Source organism: Pararhizobium polonicum, assembly GCF_001687365.1.
Taxonomy (GTDB): Bacteria; Pseudomonadota; Alphaproteobacteria; order Rhizobiales; family Rhizobiaceae; genus Pararhizobium; species Pararhizobium polonicum.
Genome location: NZ_LGLV01000004.1, coordinates 1 through 21,564, shown reverse-complemented (window position 1 = coordinate 21,564; position 21,564 = coordinate 1). Strand labels below are relative to the sequence as shown.

Below are 21,564 nucleotides of genomic sequence, written 5' to 3'. Positions count from 1 at the left end.
GTTTCATTCCAGGAACCGCCCGGGCCGGACGGCTATTTTGCACTGCAGCCAAAAGCGGCCTTCCAAGACAAGTTCGCGCAAGTTTCGTTTCCTAGTGTGCCAATCGGGACTGGTAGATTTGTGCGTGATTTGCCGAAGCCGGACAGGCACCGGATCGATCCAGTAAACCCGAATGTTTGGATCTGCGCATGTTTACTCCTCCGGGCGATGTTGCCTGAACGGACTATGCGCCACTGGGTGCGGAAACAGAATGAATCTGTTGGATCAACTTTCGACGGTCACGAAAAACCTGGCCGGGCTCGGGCAGGGTAAAATCATTGCGTTGATTGCCGCTGGGGTCGTTGCGGTCGGGATGGTTCTCGCCGCTGGCCTTTACGTCAACAAGCCCTCCTATGAGACGCTCTATGTCGGCTTGGAGAGTAGCGATCTCAACCAGATCAGCATCGCGCTTGCCGAAGCGAATATCAATTTCGCTGTTGGCACCGACGGAAAGAGCCTGCAGGTACCGGTCGGCATGACGGGCAAGGCGCGGCTCTACCTCGCAGAGCGCGGCCTGCCGAACAGCGCCAATGCCGGTTACGAACTGTTCGACAATGTCGGTTCTCTCGGCCTCACCTCCTTCATGCAGGAAGTCACCCGCGTCCGCGCGCTCGAGGGCGAGATCGCCCGTACCATCCAGCAGATCTCCGGTATTTCGGCCGCCAGGGTCCACATCGTCATGGCTGACCGCGGCAGCTTCCGCAGAGCCGAGCAGAAGCCGACAGCCTCGGTGATGATCCGCGCCAGCGCCAATATCGGCCGCAGTGCGGCAGGATCGATCCGCCATCTGGTGGCGTCATCCGTTCCGGGCCTCGGCATCGACGATGTCACGGTCCTCGATTCCGCCGGCCAGCTTCTTGCCTCCGGCGACGATCCGTCCAACAGCGCGATGAACCAGTCGCTGGGGATCGTTCAGAACGTCCAGAGGGAAATCGAAAACAATATCGACAAGGCACTGACGCCCTTCCTCGGCATGGACAATTTCCGCTCCAGCGTCACCGCCAAGCTGAACACCGACACCCAACAGATTCAGGAAACGGTCTTCGATCCGGAATCGCGTGTCGAGCGTTCGACCCGGGTCACCAAGGAACAGCAGAAGTCCAGCCAGCAGCAGCCGGACAATGCCGCGACCGTGCAGCAGAACGTTCCCCAGGCGGCTCCGGCCGGCGGCACCACCGGGCCGCAGTCGAACGACCAGACCGAGAAGAAGGAAGAGCAGACCAACTACGAGATCAACTCGAAGACCGTCGCGACCGTCAAGAGCAGCTACACGCTGGAAAAGCTCTCCGTCGCCGTCGTGGTCAATCGTGGCCGGGTCGCCGCCATGATCGGCGAAGGGGCCGACCAGGCCAAGATCGATGCCTATATCCAGGAAATGCAGAAGATCGTAGCCTCGGCCGTCGGCCTGGATCCGGCACGCGGCGATATGATCACGCTGACGGCCATGGATTTCGTCAATACCCAGCTGCTCGACGAGGCGGTCGCGGGCCCAGGTATCATGGAGACGCTGACCCGCAATCTCGGCGGCATCATCAACGCCATTGCCTTTATCGTGGTGGCCTTTCTGGTGGTCTGGATGGGAATGCGTCCACTGGCCCGTGCGATGGGGCTCGGGACCGGTGGCACGGCGCTTGCCGAGAACGAGGCGGTCGGCCTGGAACTGCCGGACTTCTCCCCGGCGGCGACAGGTGCGGCCGGCGGTGCGCTCATGGAAGGCTTCGGCTCCGACTTCGGGTTCGACAGCACCGACGATCTGCTCAGCCTTGGCGGCGACAGCGACGGCGGCTTCAACCGCCGGGTCAAGGAAGGTCCGGAACGCAGATTGGCCCGCATGGTGGAAATCAGCGAGGAACGCGCCGCCAAGATCCTTCGCAAATGGGTCGCCGAGAAAGCGGCCTGAGAGGCGGTATCTCCTTTCTCCAGTCACGCAGCGCTACGGAAGATCCGCCACAACGGCGGGTCTTTCTGTTTGTACAGCAAAAGATGATTCAATCAATAATTGTAAATTTTATCTGAATACCATCTTTGCGGTCCGGCTTTATTGTACAGGTCCTCCTGGGGAGGCCGCACGAAAATCGTGGCGCCCATGCCTCTGCCGAAAATAGACTCGCTGTATTTTTCTGTATTGCCCTGGCGCGGAGGCAGGGTGGCAAGAATCGTGCGGCTTTCAAACGAGGTAACGGGCTGCTCCGGGATTCATTATATTTAACAAAATGTTAATTTTTTCCTGGGGAAAAGGGAATTTGTCTGGCGCGTCGCCAGCGAGCGGCCATGTATTGATTCCAGGAATCCGCCAAGATTCAGAGTGAGCAAACTATTACAGAAATAATATTTTAAATTTAACTTTGGATTTTCCGTCGCGCATCGATTTTAACGGTACGTGGCGATGATGTAATTCGGCAACATTGCGAAAAACAAATAAATAAATCAAAACTTGACAAATGCGACTGATCAAAAAAATGGTGATTTGCTCAGCCGTTTTGGCGCGCCAAGGGAAGCATCGCGCCGTCCTGTCAAAGGGAAGCGGAGCGTCACAGGCAATAATATCTACAATAACTCTACGATTACAATTAGTTAAAATTTACGAGCACTGTTTTCGGATATTCGCACTGTCTTGCAAATCACCTTGTCACGAATCGTTTCATGGAATCCTATAAAAGTAAATCCCGATAAGCGGGCAGTAGTTTTTCGCAGAGGGCGATGTACATTTTATGTAGTGATTCGCGTACTGATTTGCGTGTGTCGAGAAAGGCGGAACGTCTCGATACAGTTGCCGGCGGCGGCGGCCAAAAACGCTTGAATGAGCACGGACGAATCCATCACGGGGGTAATGTCATGGATGCTCTACAAACAGAGATTGCGGTCTGGCCCGCGCCGGTCGCTGGGGCGCGTGGTGTTGGACGGGCTTTCTCCAAGGAGCAGCTCATTCGCAGGCTTGGCGAATTCGCCGAGCGCGGCAATCTGAACAAGGGGCTTGCTGCCCTGACGGAATATGTGGGCGCCACCCACTATCTTCTCGCGCGCTATGATCTGTCGCAGGATGAGGGGCTGGACTTCGTCGTATGTTCGGACTGGCCGTTCGATGTGGTCAAACGTCTCGGCAAGGTCATGTCGCAACTCCATTCCAAGACCAATGAAATGGAGAAATGCCTTTCGGTGATGCAACCGGTCTTCATGAGCCTGCCGGATGACATCGACGTCAGCCGCGGTATCAGCCGGGAATATTGCGCCATAACCTTCAACGTCGGGCGCGCCCGTCTGTCGCTGATGCTGCTCTTCCCGCAGGATGTGATCTTGTCCCAGGAAAGTCTGAGGGATGTCGGCCTGTTGACGGGTTATTTCGCCAGCTTCACCAGCGAGCGCGGCGTGCGCACCGATCGCGAATTCGAATTGACGGAACGCGAACTCGAATGCCTCTTCTGGATCGCCGAGGGCAAGACCAGCGACGAGATCGCCGTCATTCTCGGCATCTCGCGCAATACCATCAACAACTACATCACCAGCGTGATGCGCAAGACGGCAACGAAGACCCGCTCCGAGGCCATCGCTTATGCCGTTCGCAACAATCTCGTTTAGGACGCCGGCCATGACCTATTTCCTCCCGAACCCGCGTATAGGAGACGATTGCAAGACTGGTCGGCAGCAGGCGAGGGCCTCACGGGCGGCAACGCTCGTGGCCCGTCTTCAGGCCATGCAGAAGCAGATCGGCGCCAGGAACTTTGCCGTCCTGCGGCTGAACGGAAACGGACTGCCGGCGTCGCGCAAGCTGAGCTGCGTCCTCGACAACTGGGGCGGCGAAGCGGAAGCAACGGCGCATGAACTGGTGTCGGCCTATGGCGACGAGATGCTGGCGCATCTGGATGCGTCGCTGCTGCCGCTCATGTGGAACGGCATGGGCGAGCATCAGGCCGCGGAGACGTCGGATTTCGCCCGCTTTACCCAGCGCCTGCCTGCACGGATATTGCCCTATTCCGGCATCGCGCTGCCGGTCAGGCTCGGCGCCCAGGGCAATGGTTACATCGTCTTCACGGGCAGCTACATCGACCTGACGAGCGAAGTGATCATCGATCTGCACGGCCGAAGCTGCCAGATCATGATGGACCTGCTGGCGGCGGACGAACGGCGCATGCTCCCGGCCGAATCGCTCAGCGATCGCGAGATCAGTTGCCTGCAGATGGCCGGCGACGGCTATATCAGCGAAGAGATCGCCGAGAAGATGGGATTGTCGGTTCATACGGTCAATGCTTATCTTGGCGCGGCGACGACCAAGCTGGATTCGGTCAACAGAATCCAGGCGATCGCCAAGGCCATTCGTCTCGGTTATATCAGCTGATTGGATTTTTCGGCCGTCATGGCCGGGATCCGGACCTCAACTCGCAAGAGCGGTCGGATAGGATTTGACAAACTTCGCAGCGTTCAGGCTCCTGGCGAGGAACGCGGTATTTTCGTCCGGATTGTTGGACGGGCTCTGAAACGCGATATGGTTGATCTCAAGGCCGGCTGAATCCTTGCCCAGGGCAAGCTGGGCATAGATCGTCACGCCGTCCGGCTTCAGTTCGAGATCGAGCGTAATTTCCGGCTCCGTGTCCCAGTCCAGCGAGTAGTTGCCGCCGATCCCGAAATTCACCGTTCCGGGAAGAAAATAGAGTTCCGCCGCGGATGAGACCAGGTCGGCCAGGCTCCCATGCGATTCAAAGCGGAGCAGGGCGATGAAGTCGGCCGCATCGATCAAGCGCAATTCCGTAGCGACGGGACGAATCGCTTCGGCTACTATTTTCTCGCGTTGTTCCGAATATTCGCATTTTTTCATTGGGATTACGTCATCCGTTTCGGCTGCGTTGCATAGATCCGGTGGATGAGTTCGGCAACTGCCTTATAAAACACCGGTGGAATCACACTATCTACCGAGACTTGCGCAAACATTGAGCGTGCGAGGGGCGGGTCCTCAAAAACAGGGATGCCATTTTTCTCCGCGATCTCGCGGATCTTCAGGGCGACGAGGTCCTGGCCCTTGGCGACCACCACCGGCGCATCGCCTTCCTCGCGGACATAGCGCAGCGCAACGGCATAGTGAGTCGGGTTGGCGATGACCAGCGTGGCGCGGGGAACCGAGGTAATCATGCGCCGGCGGGCACGGTCGCGGGCAATGGAACGAAGCCGCGCCCGGATGATCGGGTCGCCCTGCGACTGCTTCAGCTCTTCCTTGACCTCCTGCTTGGTCATCCGCAACTCGGTGTACCAGTGATGCCGCGTCCAGAAGAAATCGGCGATGGCGATGACCGCCGTCGAAATCAGGACGACAATCATGATCTGGTTGAAGTCTTTCGATATGGTCGCAAAGATCGTCAGCGGATCCGAAAACATCGAATCGAGCGTGGCGTAATAGTCGTTCCAGAGGGTCAGCACGATGATGAGAGAAACGACCGCGACCTTGGCGAAGGACTTGGCGAATTCAACGACGCCCTGAATGCCGTAAATGCGCTTGAAGCCCGATGCCGGCGAAATCCGGTTCATCTTCGGCGCGATGCGGTCGAGCACCGGCGACGGCAGGTTCTGCAGGATCGACGAACCGATCCCGAAGACGATCAGCAGCGTGAAAAACGGAATGAGCAACGCGCTCGCCTTCCAGAGCAGATGCGAGACCAGCGCAACCACGTCCGTCGACGATTCGATGCGCCAGGCTTCCGGTTGCTCGAAAACATCCTTCAGCGCTTCCGCGACGGTGGCAAACCCCTGCGGCAGAAAGAAAACGACAAAGATGTAGATGGCGACGACCGAGGCGAACATGGTGACTTCGCGCGAGAAAGGCGTATTGCCCTTCTCGATGGCGTCGGTCATTTTTTTCTCGGACGGGGATTCTGTTTTACTGTCTTTGTCCTGATCGTCCGACATCGGATGAAGACCTCTCGCCTCTGATGGCAGCCATTGCCGCCGAACGGTTGTGAGCCGGGGCCGCAGGCCATGCAAGAAAGATATGCGCGGAAATCAGACGCTTCACAGAAAGTAGAAGAGAGCAGATGTCCCTTCAACGGAAAAGCCCATCAACCGGAACCTATTGATGGGCTTTTCATGTCGGCGGGTGTGTGGAGGCGGTACGGTACCCGGTCAGGCCGCCGCTGCTTCCTTTTCCTTGAGTTCGATCTGGCCGCTGGCGGCGAGGCGAATGGCTTCCTGCGTAATCGAACGGCGGGCGATGGCGATGTCGCGTGGATTGATGCCGACGTCGCCGGCGGCGAGATCCGATTCGATCATGCGGCGCTGGCGGGCGCCGATCGAGGCGAGGACCGATTCGCGCAGTTCCATGCCCGAGCCGCGCAGCGCCATGGTGATGATGTCGCCGGAGACGTCGTTGAACAGCTGAACGCGGCTGCGTTGCGGCATATGGAGGACATCGTCGAAAAGGAAGATCTTCGGGCGAACCTTCTTGACCGATTCGGTGCTGATCGATTCCAGCGAGGCAAGCAGCGTATCGACCTGGGTCTTCTCGAGTTCGTTCATGACCTCGGCGATTTTGATCGAGCCTACGGAGTTGCGATCCGCGTCCAGCTCGCGCATCAGCTCGACCACGCGGGTCTCGATGATCTGCGCGGCCTTCGGGCTGACATTCTTCATGTTGACCGCACGGTTGATGATATCGGCGCGGCCGCTTTCCGGCAGCTGCAGCAGAACCTTCGCGCCGAAGGTCGACGGCATCATCGACAGGACATAGGCGATCGTCTGCGGATGTTCCTTGCCCAGGCTCTGGGCGACGTAAACCGGATCGGAATCCTGCAGGCGATCCCAGATATTGGCTTCATAGGAGGCAAAGGCGGTGCGGCGGCCAAGCAGCCCGTCGACCTCGTCCGGTGTCAGGCCTTCTTCCAGAATGCCTTCGATGGCTTTGGCATTATCCATCAGGCCGGCACCTTCGGTGAACAGGTCCTCGAACTCGTTCACCAGGATTTCCAGTTCGTGAGGCGGGATCGAGCGGAGCGACTGGGCCGAGGCGATGATCCCCTGCAACTCGCTCTGCGTAAAGAATTTCAACAACTTGCCGGCAATTGGCTTGCCCATTGCCAGGAGAACGGCAGCAGCCTTATCCATCTGGGTGAGTGGCCGGGAGAGCGCCGAAGCTTCAAAATTGTCGAAATCCATCATGGATTAATCCTTATGACCCTGACCGGGTTCAAATTTTACTGGTACCCTTGATCTCGATGAGTTTTACACCGAAACGCGTTTCGTCTTCGTCAAGGACGGTGATTTCGCCACGGCCGATGACCCGGCCGTTGACGACGATTTCGACCGGTTCGCCGATCTTGCGATCAAGCGCGATGGTCGCACCTTCCGTCAGGTTCATCAGGCCGGAGACCTGCATGCGGCTGGTGCCGAGAACGATCTGGACGTCGATCGGAATGTCCATGATCAGATCGAGATTGGCCGTCATGCTGCTGCCGGGCTCGCTCGAGGCGTGATCCTCGAAGGTGCTGTCCGCGAACGAGCCTGTGTCGAAGGCCGATGAGGCCGGTTCCGGGTTCACATCGCCGAAACTGCTGCTGCTGAAATCGCCGCCGAAGCTGCTGAGATCGCTGTCGGATGTTGCGAACGTGCTGCCGAAATCGGTGGTTTCACCGGCTGCGGGCGTTGCCGCGAAATCCATGCCGAAATCGGTTTCCGGCACGGCGCCTGTTGCGTCGCTTTGCAGGACGCCGCGCAGATCGTCGATGGCCTGATCGAGCTCGGCATCGCCGGCGTTCAGGATCGTCTTGTCTTCTATTGGTGCTTTCTTCGGTGCCATGTGCAAACTATTCCAGTTGAAACTTGCCCCAACCATGTTGCCGGGTAAGGCAGGGGGTTTTTAACGCATCAGATGGTGGAGAATGTCGCTCTCCGAGCCGTGGGTGTCCTTGATCCGAACCGTGTACTTCGCGCCGGACCGTCCGAACTCGCAGACATAGAGGTCGCGGCCGTTGGCGTTGATCTCGACGCGGACATCCTTGGTATCCTGGAACGGAATGACGTCGCCGGGCTGCAGGCGGCTGATGGTGTCAAGGGTCAGGTTCTGCAGCTTGATGCGCGCTTCGAGATTGACGGTGGAGCGGCGGACTTGCTGTTCCAGCTGTTCGCCCCATTCCCCCTTGGCCTTGCGGCCCTGGCCGACGCCCTTTGGAAAAATGACGGTCGTCTTCAGCAAGGTCTGCTGCGGGACGATGATCGAAAAGGTCGAAAGGACAGGCCCGAGGCCCATCGTCACATTGATGCAGGCTGCATAGACATCGGCGACCTCCGGATCCGCTGCCGGCCGTTCACTGGCATTATAGGGCCGTCCGACGACCGGCTCGAAGCTGCCCGCAACGCTGACTGCCGACTTGAGTACATCCGCGACCTTCTCGAAGATCATCGTCGCCACATCGAGCTCGATGTTGGAGAGCGTGCGCGGCTTCGGCTCTTCGATGGATGAAGGCGGAGCACCGAGCAGAACTTCCATGAGCGTGATGATGACCGGGCTGTCGCAGCTGATAGTGAAATCAGGGCACCAGTTGCGCAGCGACGTATCGCACAAGGCCACGCCATTGCCGAGATTGGCGATCAACTCCGACTTCAGGCCCGTATCGAAGCCGGCATAACCGATCTCGATGTCGAGACCGGTCTCGTTCTGAAAGATGTCGGGCAGGAATTCGGTAAAGACCTGTCCGATCTCGCCGCACAGCTTGCCGATCGTCTTGGTATCGCCGAGCCCGCCGGTCATCCGGGCGAGCAGCTTGCGGTCGAAGGTGTATACGTTGTTCTTGCTTGCTACAGTCATCGGATCAAGCCGCCTTGCTTTCGCTGCCGCCACCGGGGTTCATCATTTCCTGTTCGACGGCATCGATCGAGGGGCGCTCGTAGGCCGAAATGGTCTTGCGGCCATATTCGAGCGCGACCTGCGGGACGGAACCGTTCATGTAGGCAAGCAGGGTTTGCTTGACGATGATGTAGAGGCGGTTCTGCTTGTCGCGGACGGCCTTGATGTTGGCGATCACCGGGCTGGCGATGCAGTAGGACAGGAAGATGCCGAGCATGGTCCCGACGAGGGCGGCGGCAATCTTGCCGCCGAGAATCTCGGGCGCCTCGCTGATCGAACCCATCGCCTTGATGACACCGAGAACCGCAGCGACGATACCGATGGCCGGGAAGGCATCGCTCATCGTCGTCAGTGCGTGGTAGGGCTTCATCTTGTCGTGGGTGATCGTGTTGATTTCCTCGTCCATCAGCGCCTCGATCTCGTGTGAGCGGGCATTGCCGATGATGATGAGGCGGACGTAGTCACAGATGAAGGCCGTCAGCTCCCTGTTTTTCAACACCGTCGGAGCGGCCTGGAATATCGCGGATTCGTCCGGATTGTCGATGTGGCTTTCGATCTCGTTGCGCGACTTCGTGCGCAGGTCGCGCATCAGGCTGTAGAGAACGCCCAGCGTGTCGAGATAATTGCGCTCCTTCGGTACCCTGTGGGTGAAGGCTTCACCCAGCGCCTTGCCGGTATCCTTCAGCACCTTCATCGAATTGGCCATGATGTAGCCGCCGACGCCGGCGCCGCCGATGATGATGAGCTCGAAGGGCTGGTTCAGGACCTCCATATGGCCGCCCATGGCGATGAAGCCACCGAGAATACAGCCCAATGTCAAGAGGAACCCGATGATGATGTTCATTTCGATACCTGTCGCAATGGTGGATTTTCGACCGTATCGTTAGGCTGTCAGCCTTGCGTGAGGCTGGCTGTCGGCCCCGTTTTCAGCCCTTGCACGGAAACAGGTTCGCGCAAGCAACAGCCGTCAGGTTTCCGTTCGATCGGCGCTTCTTGCGCCATTTCCAATGGATGAACGGGGAAACGTCGTGACGACGACATATACCAGCTACCAGATGATCGCAGGCAATCTGTCCAAGTCGCTGGAACGGGTGTCCGAGCAACCGGATGTGGCGCGGGAAACCGAATATTATCTCGCCCATATCGGCAACGTCAAAACGATCGACGACTTCTTCGCCGATACGCGCCTTTATAACTACGCCATCAAGGCGCATGGCCTCGAAGACATGGGCTATGCCAAGGCCTTCATGCGCAAGGTGTTGACGGAAGGTATCGACACCGATGACGCCTTTGCCAAGAAGCTGAGCGACAGCCGTTATTCCGACCTGGTGGAATCTCTGAATTTTGCCCGCAACGGCGCTGCGGCGACATCCTTTGACAAGGCCCAGAAGGGCGTCGCCGACAAATATGCGCGCCAGACGCTGGAGCAGAACGCCGGCCAGGAAAATGCCGGCGTCCGCCTGGCGCTCTATTTCCAGCGCATGGCGCCGTCGATCACCAGCGCCTTCGGATTGCTGGCTGACGACGCCCTGGCGCAGGTCACCCGCACGCTCTTGCAGATGCCGGACGAATTTGCCGCTTCCGATATCGACAAGCAGGCGGCCGTGATCGAAAAATCAATCGATATCAAGGATTTCAAGGACCCGGCCAAGCTGTCGAAACTGCTCGAACGCTTCACCGCCCTTTGGGAAATCAACAACTCTTCGGACCCTTATGATCCGCTCGCCGTCTTTGGCTCTTCCAGCGGCTATGGAATTTCCTCCGATCTCCTTCTCTCCATCAATACGCTGAAACTCGGGGGACGCTGATATGCAAACCGGTCTCTATGTTGCTGTCTCATCCCAGATGGCACTTGAAAAACGCATGAACACACTGGCCGACAACGTCGCCAATTCGAGCACGGTCGGCTTCCGTTCGACGGAAGTGAAGTTCAACCAGTTGCTTGGCGATACGAAGCCCGCAAAAGTATCGTTTGTGTCCGAAGGGCAGGAATTCCTCAACACCAACAATGGCGGCCTGAGCCGTACCGGCAGCGAACTGGATTTTGCCATCAAGGGCGACGCCTGGTTCCAGATCGATACGCCCGGCGGCACGGCTCTGACCCGCGACGGCCGCTTTACCATGACGGGAACAGGCGAGCTGGTGACCCTTCGGGGATACCCGGTTCTCGATGCCGGCGGCGCGCCGATCCAGCTCAATCCGCAGGCCAGCGACATCAAGGTGGGAGCGGACGGCTCCATTCAGCAGAATGGCGCGCAGGTGGCAGCACTCGGCCTCTACGAGGCCAATTTCAGCAACGGTTTTTCCCGCTACGACAACAGCGCCGTCATCCCCAATTCGCAGCCCGAGCCGGTCGTCGATCGCTTCGATGTTGGCGTGATGCAGGGCTATGTCGAAGAATCCAACGTCAATCCGGTTCAGGAAATGTCGCAGCTGATCATGGTGTCGCGCGCCTTCGAGAACATCACGGCGCTGATGCGCGACAGCGAATCGTCGCTGGACGAAGCGATCAAGACGCTCGGCGGCAGCAAGTAGCAGCACTGATTTTCAAAAAGATTGAAGCCACGCCCGGGCAGGCTCTTTAGGGGCGGGGGCCGGCAGACGGCAGGAACCGGAATGCACAACGAGAAAATCCAGATCCGCAATTCGTCGACGTCGCTTGCAGCGCTTGCGGGCCTTGTCGGACGCTATTCCAATCCGGAGTTTTCGATCGCACCGGGCGGCCATGTCCAGACGATCTCGGCCGGCCACTACACGGTGACCGGGCTTTCGCGCCATGTGCGTCTGGGCGATTTCGTCGCGCACAAGAGTTCGACCGGCGTCCATCTGGGCGAGGTCGTCAAGGTCGAGCAGGAAACGGTGGTGGTCTGCCCGATCGAGCCGGGCGATCCGATCGGCATTCACGACACGGTGATCCGCAAGGGCGCTTTCCGTATTGCACCGACCGAAGGCTGGTGTGGCCGCACGATCAATTCGCTCGGCGAGCCCATCGACGGCCTCGGGCCGCTGCTGCAGGGCGATATCCGCCGGCCGATTTCCAACACCGCGCCGCCGTCGATGACCCGCAAGCGCGTCGAACATGGCTTCCGCACTGGCGTGCGGGCGATCGACATCTTTTCCCCGCTCTGCCTCGGCCAGCGTCTTGGCGTTTTCGCAGGCTCCGGCGTCGGCAAATCGACATTGCTGTCGATGCTCGCCCGTGCCGATGCCTTCGACAAGGTCGTCATCGCGCTGGTCGGCGAACGTGGCCGCGAAGTGCGCGAATTCATCGAGGACACGCTCGGCGAAAACCTCTCCAAGTCGGTTGCGGTGGTTGCCACCAGCGATGAAAGCCCGATGCTGCGCAAGATGGCACCGCTGACGGCCGTGACGATTGCCGAACATTACCGCGACCAGGGCGACAATGTCCTTTTGATCGTCGACAGCGTCACCCGTTTCGCCCATGCCATTCGCGAGGTCGCGACCGCCTCGGGTGAACCGCCGATCGCGCGCGGTTATCCGGCCTCCGTCTTCACCGAGCTGCCACGCCTGCTCGAGCGGGCCGGTCCGGGTGCCGAAGGGGCAGGGACGATCACCGCGATCATCTCCATTCTCGTCGACGGCGACAACCACAATGACCCGATCGCCGACTCGACGCGCGGCATTCTCGACGGCCATATCGTCATGGACCGCAGCCTCGCCGAAGAGGGCCGCTATCCGCCGATCAATCCGCTGGCATCCGTATCCCGCCTGGCGCGCAAGGCATGGTCCCCGGATCAGGAAAAGCTGGTCGGGCGGTTGAAATCGCTGATCCATCGCTTCGAGGAAACCCGCGATCTCAGGCTGATCGGCGGCTATCGTCCCGGCAGCGATCCGGACCTGGACATGGCGATCAAGCAGGTTCCCGTCATCTACGACATTTTGAAACAGACGCCGGGCGAGCGGCCGGCCTTCGATGCGTTTACCGACCTCGCAAATGCGCTGAAGGCGGCGGCGAATATCGGCGGTCAGGCCCCGAACATGCGAAGGGGGTAAGCGATGATGGATTACGACGCCGATGAAATCGTACCGCAGCGCAAGCGCAGCGAACGCACGCCGCTGATCGACAAGGCGCTGGGCGCGACAGGTGTGGTGCTGGCAGCACTCGCCACGTTTTTCCCCTGGTATGCCTTCCTGCATCAGGACAAATTCTCGATGCCGACGCTTTGGGAGGATAACTCACACAGCCTGCCGGGCCGAGCCGGGCATGGCGGCGTTTCGTCACCGCTGACGGTGACGGACCGCAATGCGGCGACACAAGCGGCCATCGACGAACTGACGACAGCCACGGTTCCGGATGCGGGCGAAGCCAAGCAGGCCAGCATCGAGGGGGATCTGGAGCAACCGTTTCCTTCCGTCACCGGCTTCAAGCTGATGCATGTCGCCAATGGCCGCGCGCTGATCGAAGACAGCAGCGGCATGTATATTGTCCGCGTCGGTTCGACCTTGCCGGACAACAGCCGCCTCGCGACACTGGAACAACGCGACGGCCACTGGGTCATGATCACCTCCAAGGGTGACGTCTACCAGGCTGATTGATAGGCCGCTCTGGTCATCAACAAGGATTGCACCCGGCGCGGCCTGACGGCCATGCGGGGCAATCTGTCATTGGCTGCGACCTCCCGTCTTGAGCGTTTCAGCCGATTCGGGCTGGTCTACACGCCAAAGTATATTGCCTTCGCAATGCCGGCCCCCGCTGCCTTTTCATGCACATCCAATTCAGTCCCACGCAAGATTGCTTCCCTAGGTTCGGCAGCAACAAGCATGGAGTCGCATGATGCAACCTATACAGCTTTTCGATCTCGCGTCCCGGCAGGCGCAATGGCTGGCAGTCCGCCAGAACGTCGTCGCCGGCAACATCGCCAACGCCAATACGCCGCACTACGCCGCCAAGGACGTCAAACCGTTCCAGAGCGTTCTGCAGGAAACCGGCTTTCAGATGGCGGCGACCAACCCGGCGCATTTCACCGACGGAAGCAGCGCGGCGCAGGTCACGGAAACCAGCATGCTGGGCGATACCGAGGTCCAGCAGTCGGGCAATAGCGTCCAGCTGGAAAAGGAATTGATGAAAACCGGTGAAGTCAAGCGTGACTACGAGCTCAATACCGGGCTCGTGAAGGCGTTTCACCGGATGATGCTCATGACGGTACGGAAATAGCAGCCATGGATCCTCTTGTTTCAGCTCTCAAGGTTTCGGCCTCCGGTCTCGAAGCGGAATCGACGCGCCTGCGCATCGTTTCGGAAAATATCGCCAACGCCCGTTCCACCGGCGATGCGCCGGGCACCGACCCGTATCGTCGCAAGACGGTGAGTTTCGCTGCGGAAGTCGACCGCGCCAGCGGCGCATCGACCGTCGAGGTGAAGCGTCTTGGAACCGACGATTCCGAATTCACCATCGAGTTCGATCCGGGCAATCCTGCCGCCGACGACAAAGGCATGGTCAAGCTGCCGAACGTCAACGTGCTGATCGAAATGGCCGACATGCGGGAAGCAAACCGCTCCTATGAGGCCAATCTCCAGACCACGAAGCAGGCACGCGACCTGATTTCCGCAACAATCGACCTTCTGAGGGCCTCGCAATAATGATCGATGCAATCAAAACCATCAGCGCCGCCCTTTCGACCGTCAAGGATGTCGCATCCACGTCGAGCGCATCCTCTGCGCAGAGCATTCTCGGCGGTGCCGCCACGGCCGGCAAATCGCAAAGCTTTGCCGAGGTCATGGGCAATATGGCCACCGAGATGACCAACAGCCTCAGACAATCGGAAGTCTCCTCCATCCAGGGTATCCGCGGCGAAGCCAATACCCGTGAAGTCATCGATTCCGTGATGAATGCCGAGCAGTCGCTGCAAACCGCCATCGCCATCCGCGACAAGGTGGTCAGCGCCTATCTCGAAATTGCACGCATGCCGATTTAAAGGATAAAAAGAATGAAGGCTCTCTCGATCGCCGCGACAGGCATGAACGCCCAGCAGCTGAACCTGGAAGTGATCGCGAACAACATCGCGAACATCAACACCACGGGCTACAAGCGCGCCCGCGCAGAGTTCTCCGACCTTCTCTATCAGACAGAGCGCGCCCAGGGCGTGCCGAACCGGGCCAACCAGGCGATCGTGCCGGAAGGCGCCATCATCGGTCTCGGGGTTCAGACTTCCGCCGTCCGCAACCTGCATATGCAGGGCAGCCTCGTCAGCACCGGCAATGACCTCGATCTGGCGCTGGTCGGTCGCGGCTGGTTCCAGGTGGAAACGCCCGACGGCGAAACATCGTACACCCGCGCCGGCGCTTTCAACACCAATGCCCAAGGCCAGCTCGTCACGATCGACGGCTACACGGTCATTCCGGAAATCACCGTCCCGGCGAATTCCAGCGAGATTACCGTGAGCACGTCGGGCGAGGTGTCGGTTCGCGTCGGCAATGCCACGATCCCGACCCAGATCGGCCAGCTGACCATCGCCAACTTCGTCAACGAGGCGGGTCTCGAGCCGCAGGGCGACAACCTGTTCAAGCAGACGCCGGCTTCCGGCGACCCGGTGATCGGCACGCCGGCGGATCCGGGCTATGCGCAGATCAAGCAGAAATACCTCGAGGCGTCGAACGTCGATCCAGTCAAGGAAATCACCGACCTGATCTCCGCCCAGCGCGCCTATGAAATGAACTCGAAGATCATCCAGGCGGCCGACGAAATGGCTGCGACGGTCAGCAAGAACCTGAGATAACAGAGGGAATGGCAAACATGACGTTTCGCCGGACTGCCAGCGCATCGATCTTGACAACGGCTGCCACCCGCGGAGGGTTCCTCCTGCGGGCGCTGGCGGTCACCGGGTGCCTTGGCCCCGGCCTGATGTCTCCTCAAGCGGCCTTCGCCGAAAGGCGGATGGCTGTTATCCCGACCCAGACGATCTATCCGGGCGAAATCGTCGATGCCAAGCGTCTGGAAGAGGTCGAGGTTACCAATCCGGCTCTCACCGGTGACTATGCTACGGCAACCGGGCAGGTGGTCGGCAAAGTGACCAGTCGCACGCTGCTCCAGGGACGCGTCATTCTCGTTTCATCCCTGCGCGAACCCTATGCGGTGGAGCGCGGCAAGGCGGTGCGCATCGTCTTCACCAACGGAGCGTTGACGATCACCGCAGGCGGTGCGCCGCTGGAGAACGCCGCGGTCGGCGACCTGATCCGGGTGCGCAACACCGATTCGGGCATCATCGTTTCCGGTACGGTGATGGAAGACGGCACAATTCATGTGGTGGCAAAATGATCTTTCGTTTCGGCAAATGGTGCCTGGCGTTCGCCGCCATCTTCGCTATGGCGATCGCGCCGGCTGAGGCTGCGTCGCGCATCAAGGATATCGCCTCGCTGCAGTCGGGCCGGGAAAACCAGCTGATCGGCTATGGTCTCGTGGTCGGTCTGCAGGGAACCGGAGACAGCCTACGCTCGTCGCCGTTTACCGAGCAGTCCCTGCGCGCCATGCTTCAGAACCTTGGTATTTCGACGCAAGGCGGCGATTCCCGCTCCAAGAATATCGCTGCCGTTCTGGTAACTGCCAATCTGCCGCCCTTTGCCAGCCCCGGCAGCCGGATCGACGTGACCGTCGGATCGTTGGGCGATTCCACATCGCTGCGCGGCGGTACGCTGGTCATGACCTCGCTTTCGGGCGCGGATGGCCAGATCTATGCGGTGGCGCAGGGTTCGGTAGTGGTCACCGGGTTCAGCGCGCAGGGTGCCGCCGCCTCCGTGACGCAAGGCGTGACGACGTCCGGCCGCGTCCCGAACGGTGCCATCATCGAACGTGAACTGCCGGCCAAGTTCAAGGATGCCTTCAATCTGGTGCTGCAGCTGCGCAACCCGGACTTCTCGACGGCGGTCGGCATGGCCGCGGCCATCAATCGTTATGGCAAGACCCAGTTCGGTGGAAGCATCGCCGAAGCGCGGGATTCGCAGTCGGTCGTGATCGACAAGCCAAAGATGGCGGATCTCTCCCGTCTGATGGCCGATATCGAAAATCTCGTCATCGAGACGGACGTTCCGGCGCGCGTCGTGATCAATGAGCGAACGGGAACGATCGTCATCGGACAGGATGTCCGCATTGCGCAGGTCGCTGTCAGCTACGGCACATTGACGGTGCAGGTGACGGAAACGCCGACGGTCGTGCAGCCCGCGCCGTTCTCCGACGGGGTGACGGCCGTGGAGCCCAATACGACGATCGATGCGTCGCAGGACGGCGGCACGGTTGCAATCCTCAACGGCTCCAACCTGCGCTCGCTAGTTGCCGGTCTCAACAGCATCGGCGTGAAACCGGACGGCATCATTTCCATTCTCCAGGGCATAAAAACAGCCGGGGCCCTCCAGGCGGAGCTCGTATTGCAATGACCGTACACACCCCCTCCTGCGCACCGGACAGTCTGCGCCGTCGCCTGATGATGATCGCCGCCGGCTGCACCATGCTGGCCATGCCCGGCGCCTTTGCGCAGGAAGTGGCCGCACCGGCAGCAGGCATTCCGGCGAATGGCGACGAAATCCAGCAGTTCTGCACCAATATTGCCGATGCCGCCCGCGACCAGCGCTACCTTCTGCAGAAGCGGGACCTGGAAAAGCTGCAAGGCGACATCGATACGCGCATTGCAACGCTTGAGAAGCGGCGTGCCGAATACGAGGATTGGCTGAAGCGCCGCAATGATTTCCTGCAGCAGGCGGAGATCGGCCTGGTGGGTATCTACAAGACGATGAAGCCGGATGCCGCCGCCAGCAAGCTTGAGCTGGTCAATCCCGGTATCGCGGCGGCGATCATCATGAAGCTGCCGCCGCGCCAGTCCAGCCTCATCCTCAGCGAGATGAGCAGCGAGAAGGCGGCTGTTCTCACCAACGTCATCTCCAGCGCCACAGACCCGAACACATCGAAGGAACCGTCATGAGATATCCGCTTCCGGTTCTTCTCGCCGCCAGCCTGCTGACGGGCTGCCAGAGCCAGGCTTTCAACGAGATCGGCAAGGCGCCCGCCATGAGCCCGATCGGTAGCGGCCTGCAATATGCCCAGACACCGCAGATGGCGATGTATCCGAAGGAGCCGCGCCAGGTTGTCGCCGGCTATTCGCTCTGGAGCGACAATCAGGCAGCCCTGTTCAAGGACGCGCGTGCGCTCAAGGTCGGGGATATCCTGACCGTCGATATCCGCATCGACGACAAGGCATCGTTCGACAACAAGACCGATCGCAGCCGGACCAACGACAGCGGCTTCAACATCGGCGCGAACGGCAATTCGCAAACCAGCGATTTCGGCTGGAAGGGCGGTCTCGACTATGGTTCGAACACCAAGTCCAAGGGCGAGGGCACGACGGAGCGTTCCGAAAAGCTCGTCTTGCTGGTCGCCGCCGTGGTGACCGGCGTGCTCGAAAACGGCAATCTGCTGATCAGCGGCTCGCAGGAGGTTCGGGTCAATCACGAAATCCGCATCCTCAACGTCGCCGGTATTGTCCGGCCCTATGACGTCGATGCGCGCAACATGATTTCCTACGACAAGATCGCCGAGGCGCGTATTTCGTATGGTGGCCGCGGCCGCCTGAGCGAAGTGCAGCAGCCGCCATGGGGCCAGCAGGTCATGGACATCGTTTCGCCGATCTGACGACGCGACAGCGCCGTGCATGCCGCGGCCAACACTTGATGGATTTTGAAGATGGAAGATGCCGATTCCGCCAATGGCGGTCCGAAGAAATCATCGCCGCTCATCATGATCGCGGCGCTCGCCGTCCTGACGTTGATGGCGGGCGGCGGCGGCTGGCTGATCGGCGGCGTGCTGGCACCTGCACCGGTCAGTGCCGAGGAAGCAAAGATCATCGAGGAGGCGAAGGCAGCGGTCGCTTCGAAAAATGCCGGGCAGCCGCAGGCGGCTGGTGAAGCTGGCAAGAAAGACGACGAACTGCCGAAAATATCGACCGCCGCCAATGGCGTCGTTCAGCTGGATGCGATCACCACCAATCTTGCCTATCCCACCGAAAACTGGATCCGGCTTGAAGTTGCGCTGCTTTTCAAGGGCGCACCCGACGTCGCAATGGCCGAACAGATCCATCAGGATATTGCGGCCTATCTCAAGACGGTGTCGCTGCAGCAGATCCAGGGGCCGCGCGGATTTCAATATCTGAAGGATGACATCGAGGAACGGGTTGACCTGCGCTCCGAAGGGCGCGTAACCAATGTGATCTTCAGGACATTTGTCATTCAATGATTCGCCCATGATCCGGACTATCACATTCATAGCCGCCATGCTGGCGATGTCGGGTATCGCGGGAGCGCAAGGCTTTCCCGCCGACATCCTGAATACGCCCATCGACGGCTCCGTCGCGTCCTGGATTATCCGCACCTTCGGCGTTCTGACCATCCTGTCAGTCGCCCCGGGCATTCTCATCATGGTGACGAGCTTTCCGCGCTTCGTCATTGCCTTTGCAATCCTTCGCACCGGCATGGGGCTGGCAACGACCCCCTCCAACATGATCATGGTCAGCCTTGCGCTGTTCATGACCTTCTACGTCATGGCGCCGACCTTCGACCGGGCCTGGCAGAACGGGGTCAATCCGCTCCTGCAGAACCAGATCAACGAAACCGAGGCGATGACGCGCATCGCGGAGCCGTTCCGGGAGTTCATGCTCGCCAATACGCGCGACAAGGACCTGCAGCTGTTCATCGATATAGCCCAGGAAAAGGGCCAGACCGTCGTCGTCGGTGATCGGGTCGATCTGCGTGCCGTGGTGCCGGCCTTCATGATCTCGGAAATCAGGCGCGGTTTCGAGATCGGCTTTCTGATCATGCTGCCGTTCCTGGTGATCGATCTGATTGTCGCGACCATCACCATGGCGATGGGCATGATGATGCTGCCGCCCACCTCGATCTCGCTGCCTTTCAAGATCCTCTTCTTCGTTCTCATCGACGGATGGAACCTGCTTGTCGGAAGCCTTGTGCGGTCCTTCCACTGATCTCGCCGACGTGGTTAACGGTCGGTCAATTTTCCGGCCGGCGCGGCGGTGATCGAAAAGCGACAAATCATTGATATTGCTTCTTAAAGAAGATCGTTGCAGCGGGTTCTCCGTTTGCTTTGCATGTTTCGAACGTTCTAATGTTCGAGCGGCATTTAAACATATCGCAACGTTTGCCTGCGACATTACCCTCACATGACGGATTTGGATTTCCTGACGAACAGGAGCCGAGTGGCATGATGCCGAACCGCCATCACCGGTAAGTATTGAGTCCGGTATGTCCCTAGCTCTGTTTTTTGTAATCTAGAGGGACAACCCTAATGACAAGCATCCTGACGAACTCTTCTGCAATGGCAGCACTCTCGACGCTGCGCTCTATCAGCTCCGACATGGAAACGACCCAGGGTCGTATTTCGTCCGGCCTGAAGGTCGGTAACGCTTCCGACAACGCCGCTTACTGGTCGATCGCCACGACCATGCGTTCGGACAACAAGGCTCTCTCCACCGTTCAGGACGCTCTCGGTCTTGGCGCTGCCAAGACGGACGTCGCCTACACTGGCCTGAATTCCTCTATCTCTGTTGTCGATGAAATCAAGGCCAAGCTGGTTGCCGCCAGCGAACCGGGCGTCGACAAGGAAAAGGTCCAGAAGGAAATCACGCAGCTGCAGGAACAGCTGAAGGGCGTGGTCAAGTCCGCGTCTTTCTCGGGTGAAAACTGGTTGTACACGGCAACTGGTGCGACCGCTCCGGGCACGAAGTCGATCGTCGGCTCCTTCAATCGCGATGCCTCCGGCGCCGTGAGCCTGACCACGCTGGACGTCGATACGACCAAGACGATGCTGATCGACGAAGACACGGCAGCCAATGGCCTGCTGACGGCTGATCTCATCGGCAAGGACGGTACGACTGCAATTACCGGCACGAACGTCCTGAATATCGACATCACCTCCGCGACAACGACTCAGCTGGCCGACTACCTCAGCGGTGTTGACACGGTTCTGAAGAACATGACCAGCGCATCGGCCGACCTCGGTTCGATCAACAAGCGCATCAGCCTTCAGACGGATTTCGTTGCCGATCTGAAAGACTCCATCACGTCCGGCATCGGCAAGCTGGTTGACGCCGACATGAACGAAGAGTCGACCCGCCTCAAGGCTCTGCAGACGCAGCAGCAGCTCGGCATCCAGGCTCTCTCGATCGCCAACTCGGACTCGCAGAACATCCTCTCGCTGTTCCGTTAATCGAAAAACGGCGCGGGCCAGCCATCCCCCCCAAACGGTGGGTTCGCGACCTTCAGAAAACCGCATCTTGCAAGAGGTGCGGTTTTTTCTTTGTCCGCAAAAATTGTTTGTACCCCTTTATGTTTCTTTAACCATGTTGGTGTTTTCTATGGCCATCGAAGCAGCGGGTTAACCAAGAAATTTAACACGTTAGCAGGCATGAAGCTGGCCGCTGTTTCCCGGTAATGACCGGAATGTCCCTTCCATTTCACCTGTTCAAAAGGGGCAGTTTTACCATGACAAGCATTCTCACCAATTCGGCTGCAATGGCAGCACTCTCGACGCTGCGCTCCATCGGTTCCGGCATGGAAACGACCCAGGGCCGCGTTTCTTCCGGCCTGCGCGTCGAAACGGCTGCTGACAACGCCGCTTACTGGTCGATCGCTACGACCATGCGTTCGGACAACAAGGCTCTCTCCACCGTTCAGGACGCTCTCGGTCT

The 21,564-nt window shown here is 59.4% G+C and carries 25 protein-coding genes; 19 read left to right on the top strand and 6 right to left on the bottom strand.

The window, feature by feature from the left end; genetic code table 11:
• Positions 1-250 precede the first annotated feature (250 nt).
• The 3 genes from fliF (at position 251) to visR (ending at position 4,372) form a co-directional block, all read left to right on the top strand.
• Complete coding sequence (gene fliF, locus ADU59_RS01845) at positions 251-1,939, top strand: flagellar basal-body MS-ring/collar protein FliF (RefSeq protein ID WP_068951128.1); 1,689 nt, start codon at positions 251-253, stop codon at positions 1,937-1,939.
• 935 nt (positions 1,940-2,874) lie between these two features.
• Entirely contained in the window at positions 2,875-3,615 is a 741-nt protein-coding gene (gene visN, locus ADU59_RS01840; RefSeq protein ID WP_068951126.1) for a transcriptional regulator VisN, read from the top strand.
• A gap of 10 nt (positions 3,616-3,625) precedes the next feature.
• The gene (gene visR, locus ADU59_RS01835; RefSeq protein WP_068951124.1) at positions 3,626-4,372 is read left to right on the top strand and encodes a transcriptional regulator VisR; all 747 of its coding nucleotides are present in this window, start codon (positions 3,626-3,628) and stop codon (positions 4,370-4,372) included.
• 36 nt (positions 4,373-4,408) lie between these two features.
• Here visR and ADU59_RS01830 read toward each other — a convergent pair whose 3' ends face one another.
• The 6 genes from ADU59_RS01830 to motA form a co-directional block, all read right to left on the bottom strand.
• Entirely contained in the window at positions 4,409-4,855 is a 447-nt protein-coding gene (locus ADU59_RS01830) for a hypothetical protein (RefSeq protein ID WP_193427067.1), read from the bottom strand.
• A complete protein-coding gene (gene flhB, locus ADU59_RS01825) occupies positions 4,855-5,931 on the bottom strand; it encodes a flagellar biosynthesis protein FlhB (RefSeq protein ID WP_068951120.1) in 1,077 nt (358 codons plus the stop codon). The genes ADU59_RS01830 and flhB overlap by 1 nt, the downstream gene beginning before the upstream one ends.
• 213 nt (positions 5,932-6,144) lie before the next feature.
• Positions 6,145-7,176, bottom strand: coding sequence for a flagellar motor switch protein FliG (gene fliG / locus ADU59_RS01820; protein WP_068951118.1), 1,032 nt, complete (start codon positions 7,174-7,176; stop codon positions 6,145-6,147).
• A 28-nt stretch (positions 7,177-7,204) separates the two neighbouring features.
• On the bottom strand, positions 7,205-7,813 hold the full coding sequence (fliN, locus tag ADU59_RS01815) for a flagellar motor switch protein FliN (RefSeq protein WP_068951116.1): 609 nt from the start codon (positions 7,811-7,813) through the stop codon (positions 7,205-7,207).
• Positions 7,814-7,873: 60 nt separating this feature from the next.
• Positions 7,874-8,821, bottom strand: a complete 948-nt coding sequence (locus ADU59_RS01810) for a FliM/FliN family flagellar motor switch protein (RefSeq protein WP_068952492.1) — start codon at positions 8,819-8,821, stop codon at positions 7,874-7,876.
• A gap of 4 nt (positions 8,822-8,825) precedes the next feature.
• A complete protein-coding gene (motA, locus tag ADU59_RS01805; protein ID WP_068951114.1) occupies positions 8,826-9,704 on the bottom strand; it encodes a flagellar motor stator protein MotA in 879 nt (292 codons plus the stop codon).
• Between the two features lie 184 nt (positions 9,705-9,888).
• On the opposite strand from motA, the gene ADU59_RS01800 reads away from it, so the two are divergent.
• The 16 genes from ADU59_RS01800 to ADU59_RS01725 all read left to right on the top strand — a co-directional run.
• Positions 9,889-10,668 carry a DUF1217 domain-containing protein gene (locus tag ADU59_RS01800; RefSeq protein WP_068951112.1) on the top strand — a complete coding sequence of 260 codons (780 nt, stop codon included), beginning with the start codon at positions 9,889-9,891 and terminating at the stop codon, positions 10,666-10,668.
• A gap of 1 nt (position 10,669) precedes the next feature.
• Positions 10,670-11,395: a flagellar basal-body rod protein FlgF gene (gene flgF, locus ADU59_RS01795; protein WP_068951110.1), complete on the top strand. Its 726-nt coding sequence runs from the start codon at positions 10,670-10,672 to the stop codon at positions 11,393-11,395.
• An 81-nt stretch (positions 11,396-11,476) separates the two neighbouring features.
• A complete protein-coding gene (gene fliI, locus ADU59_RS01790; protein ID WP_068951108.1) occupies positions 11,477-12,874 on the top strand; it encodes a flagellar protein export ATPase FliI in 1,398 nt (465 codons plus the stop codon).
• A 3-nt stretch (positions 12,875-12,877) separates the two neighbouring features.
• Positions 12,878-13,417, top strand: coding sequence for a flagellar protein (locus ADU59_RS01785; RefSeq protein WP_068951106.1), 540 nt, complete (start codon positions 12,878-12,880; stop codon positions 13,415-13,417).
• A 238-nt stretch (positions 13,418-13,655) separates the two neighbouring features.
• A complete protein-coding gene (flgB, locus tag ADU59_RS01780; RefSeq protein ID WP_068952490.1) occupies positions 13,656-14,036 on the top strand; it encodes a flagellar basal body rod protein FlgB in 381 nt (126 codons plus the stop codon).
• 5 nt (positions 14,037-14,041) lie between these two features.
• Positions 14,042-14,461, top strand: coding sequence for a flagellar basal body rod protein FlgC (gene flgC, locus ADU59_RS01775; RefSeq protein WP_068951103.1), 420 nt, complete (start codon positions 14,042-14,044; stop codon positions 14,459-14,461).
• Positions 14,461-14,796 (top strand): flagellar hook-basal body complex protein FliE, encoded by a 336-nt coding sequence (gene fliE / locus ADU59_RS01770; RefSeq protein ID WP_068951101.1) that lies wholly within the window; start codon positions 14,461-14,463, stop codon positions 14,794-14,796. The genes flgC and fliE overlap by 1 nt, the downstream gene beginning before the upstream one ends.
• A gap of 12 nt (positions 14,797-14,808) precedes the next feature.
• The gene (flgG, locus tag ADU59_RS01765) at positions 14,809-15,597 is read left to right on the top strand and encodes a flagellar basal-body rod protein FlgG (protein ID WP_068951099.1); all 789 of its coding nucleotides are present in this window, start codon (positions 14,809-14,811) and stop codon (positions 15,595-15,597) included.
• Positions 15,598-15,614: 17 nt separating this feature from the next.
• Complete coding sequence (gene flgA / locus ADU59_RS01760; protein ID WP_068952488.1) at positions 15,615-16,136, top strand: flagellar basal body P-ring formation chaperone FlgA; 522 nt, start codon at positions 15,615-15,617, stop codon at positions 16,134-16,136.
• Positions 16,133-17,248 (top strand): flagellar basal body P-ring protein FlgI, encoded by a 1,116-nt coding sequence (locus tag ADU59_RS01755; RefSeq protein WP_068951097.1) that lies wholly within the window; start codon positions 16,133-16,135, stop codon positions 17,246-17,248. The genes flgA and ADU59_RS01755 overlap by 4 nt, the downstream gene beginning before the upstream one ends.
• A 47-nt stretch (positions 17,249-17,295) precedes the next feature.
• A complete protein-coding gene (locus ADU59_RS01750; protein ID WP_244506345.1) occupies positions 17,296-17,790 on the top strand; it encodes a MotE family protein in 495 nt (164 codons plus the stop codon).
• Positions 17,787-18,497, top strand: a complete 711-nt coding sequence (gene flgH, locus ADU59_RS01745) for a flagellar basal body L-ring protein FlgH (RefSeq protein WP_068951093.1) — start codon at positions 17,787-17,789, stop codon at positions 18,495-18,497. The genes ADU59_RS01750 and flgH overlap by 4 nt, the downstream gene beginning before the upstream one ends.
• A gap of 51 nt (positions 18,498-18,548) precedes the next feature.
• On the top strand, positions 18,549-19,097 hold the full coding sequence (locus ADU59_RS01740) for a flagellar basal body-associated FliL family protein (protein WP_068951091.1): 549 nt from the start codon (positions 18,549-18,551) through the stop codon (positions 19,095-19,097).
• A gap of 7 nt (positions 19,098-19,104) precedes the next feature.
• Positions 19,105-19,842 (top strand): flagellar type III secretion system pore protein FliP, encoded by a 738-nt coding sequence (fliP, locus tag ADU59_RS01735; RefSeq protein WP_068951088.1) that lies wholly within the window; start codon positions 19,105-19,107, stop codon positions 19,840-19,842.
• 320 nt (positions 19,843-20,162) lie between these two features.
• On the top strand, positions 20,163-21,083 hold the full coding sequence (locus ADU59_RS01730; protein WP_068951087.1) for a flagellin N-terminal helical domain-containing protein: 921 nt from the start codon (positions 20,163-20,165) through the stop codon (positions 21,081-21,083).
• Positions 21,084-21,358: 275 nt separating this feature from the next.
• Positions 21,359-21,564: flagellin N-terminal helical domain-containing protein (locus ADU59_RS01725; RefSeq protein WP_483414156.1), on the top strand; the 206-nt coding region annotated here is incomplete at its 3' end.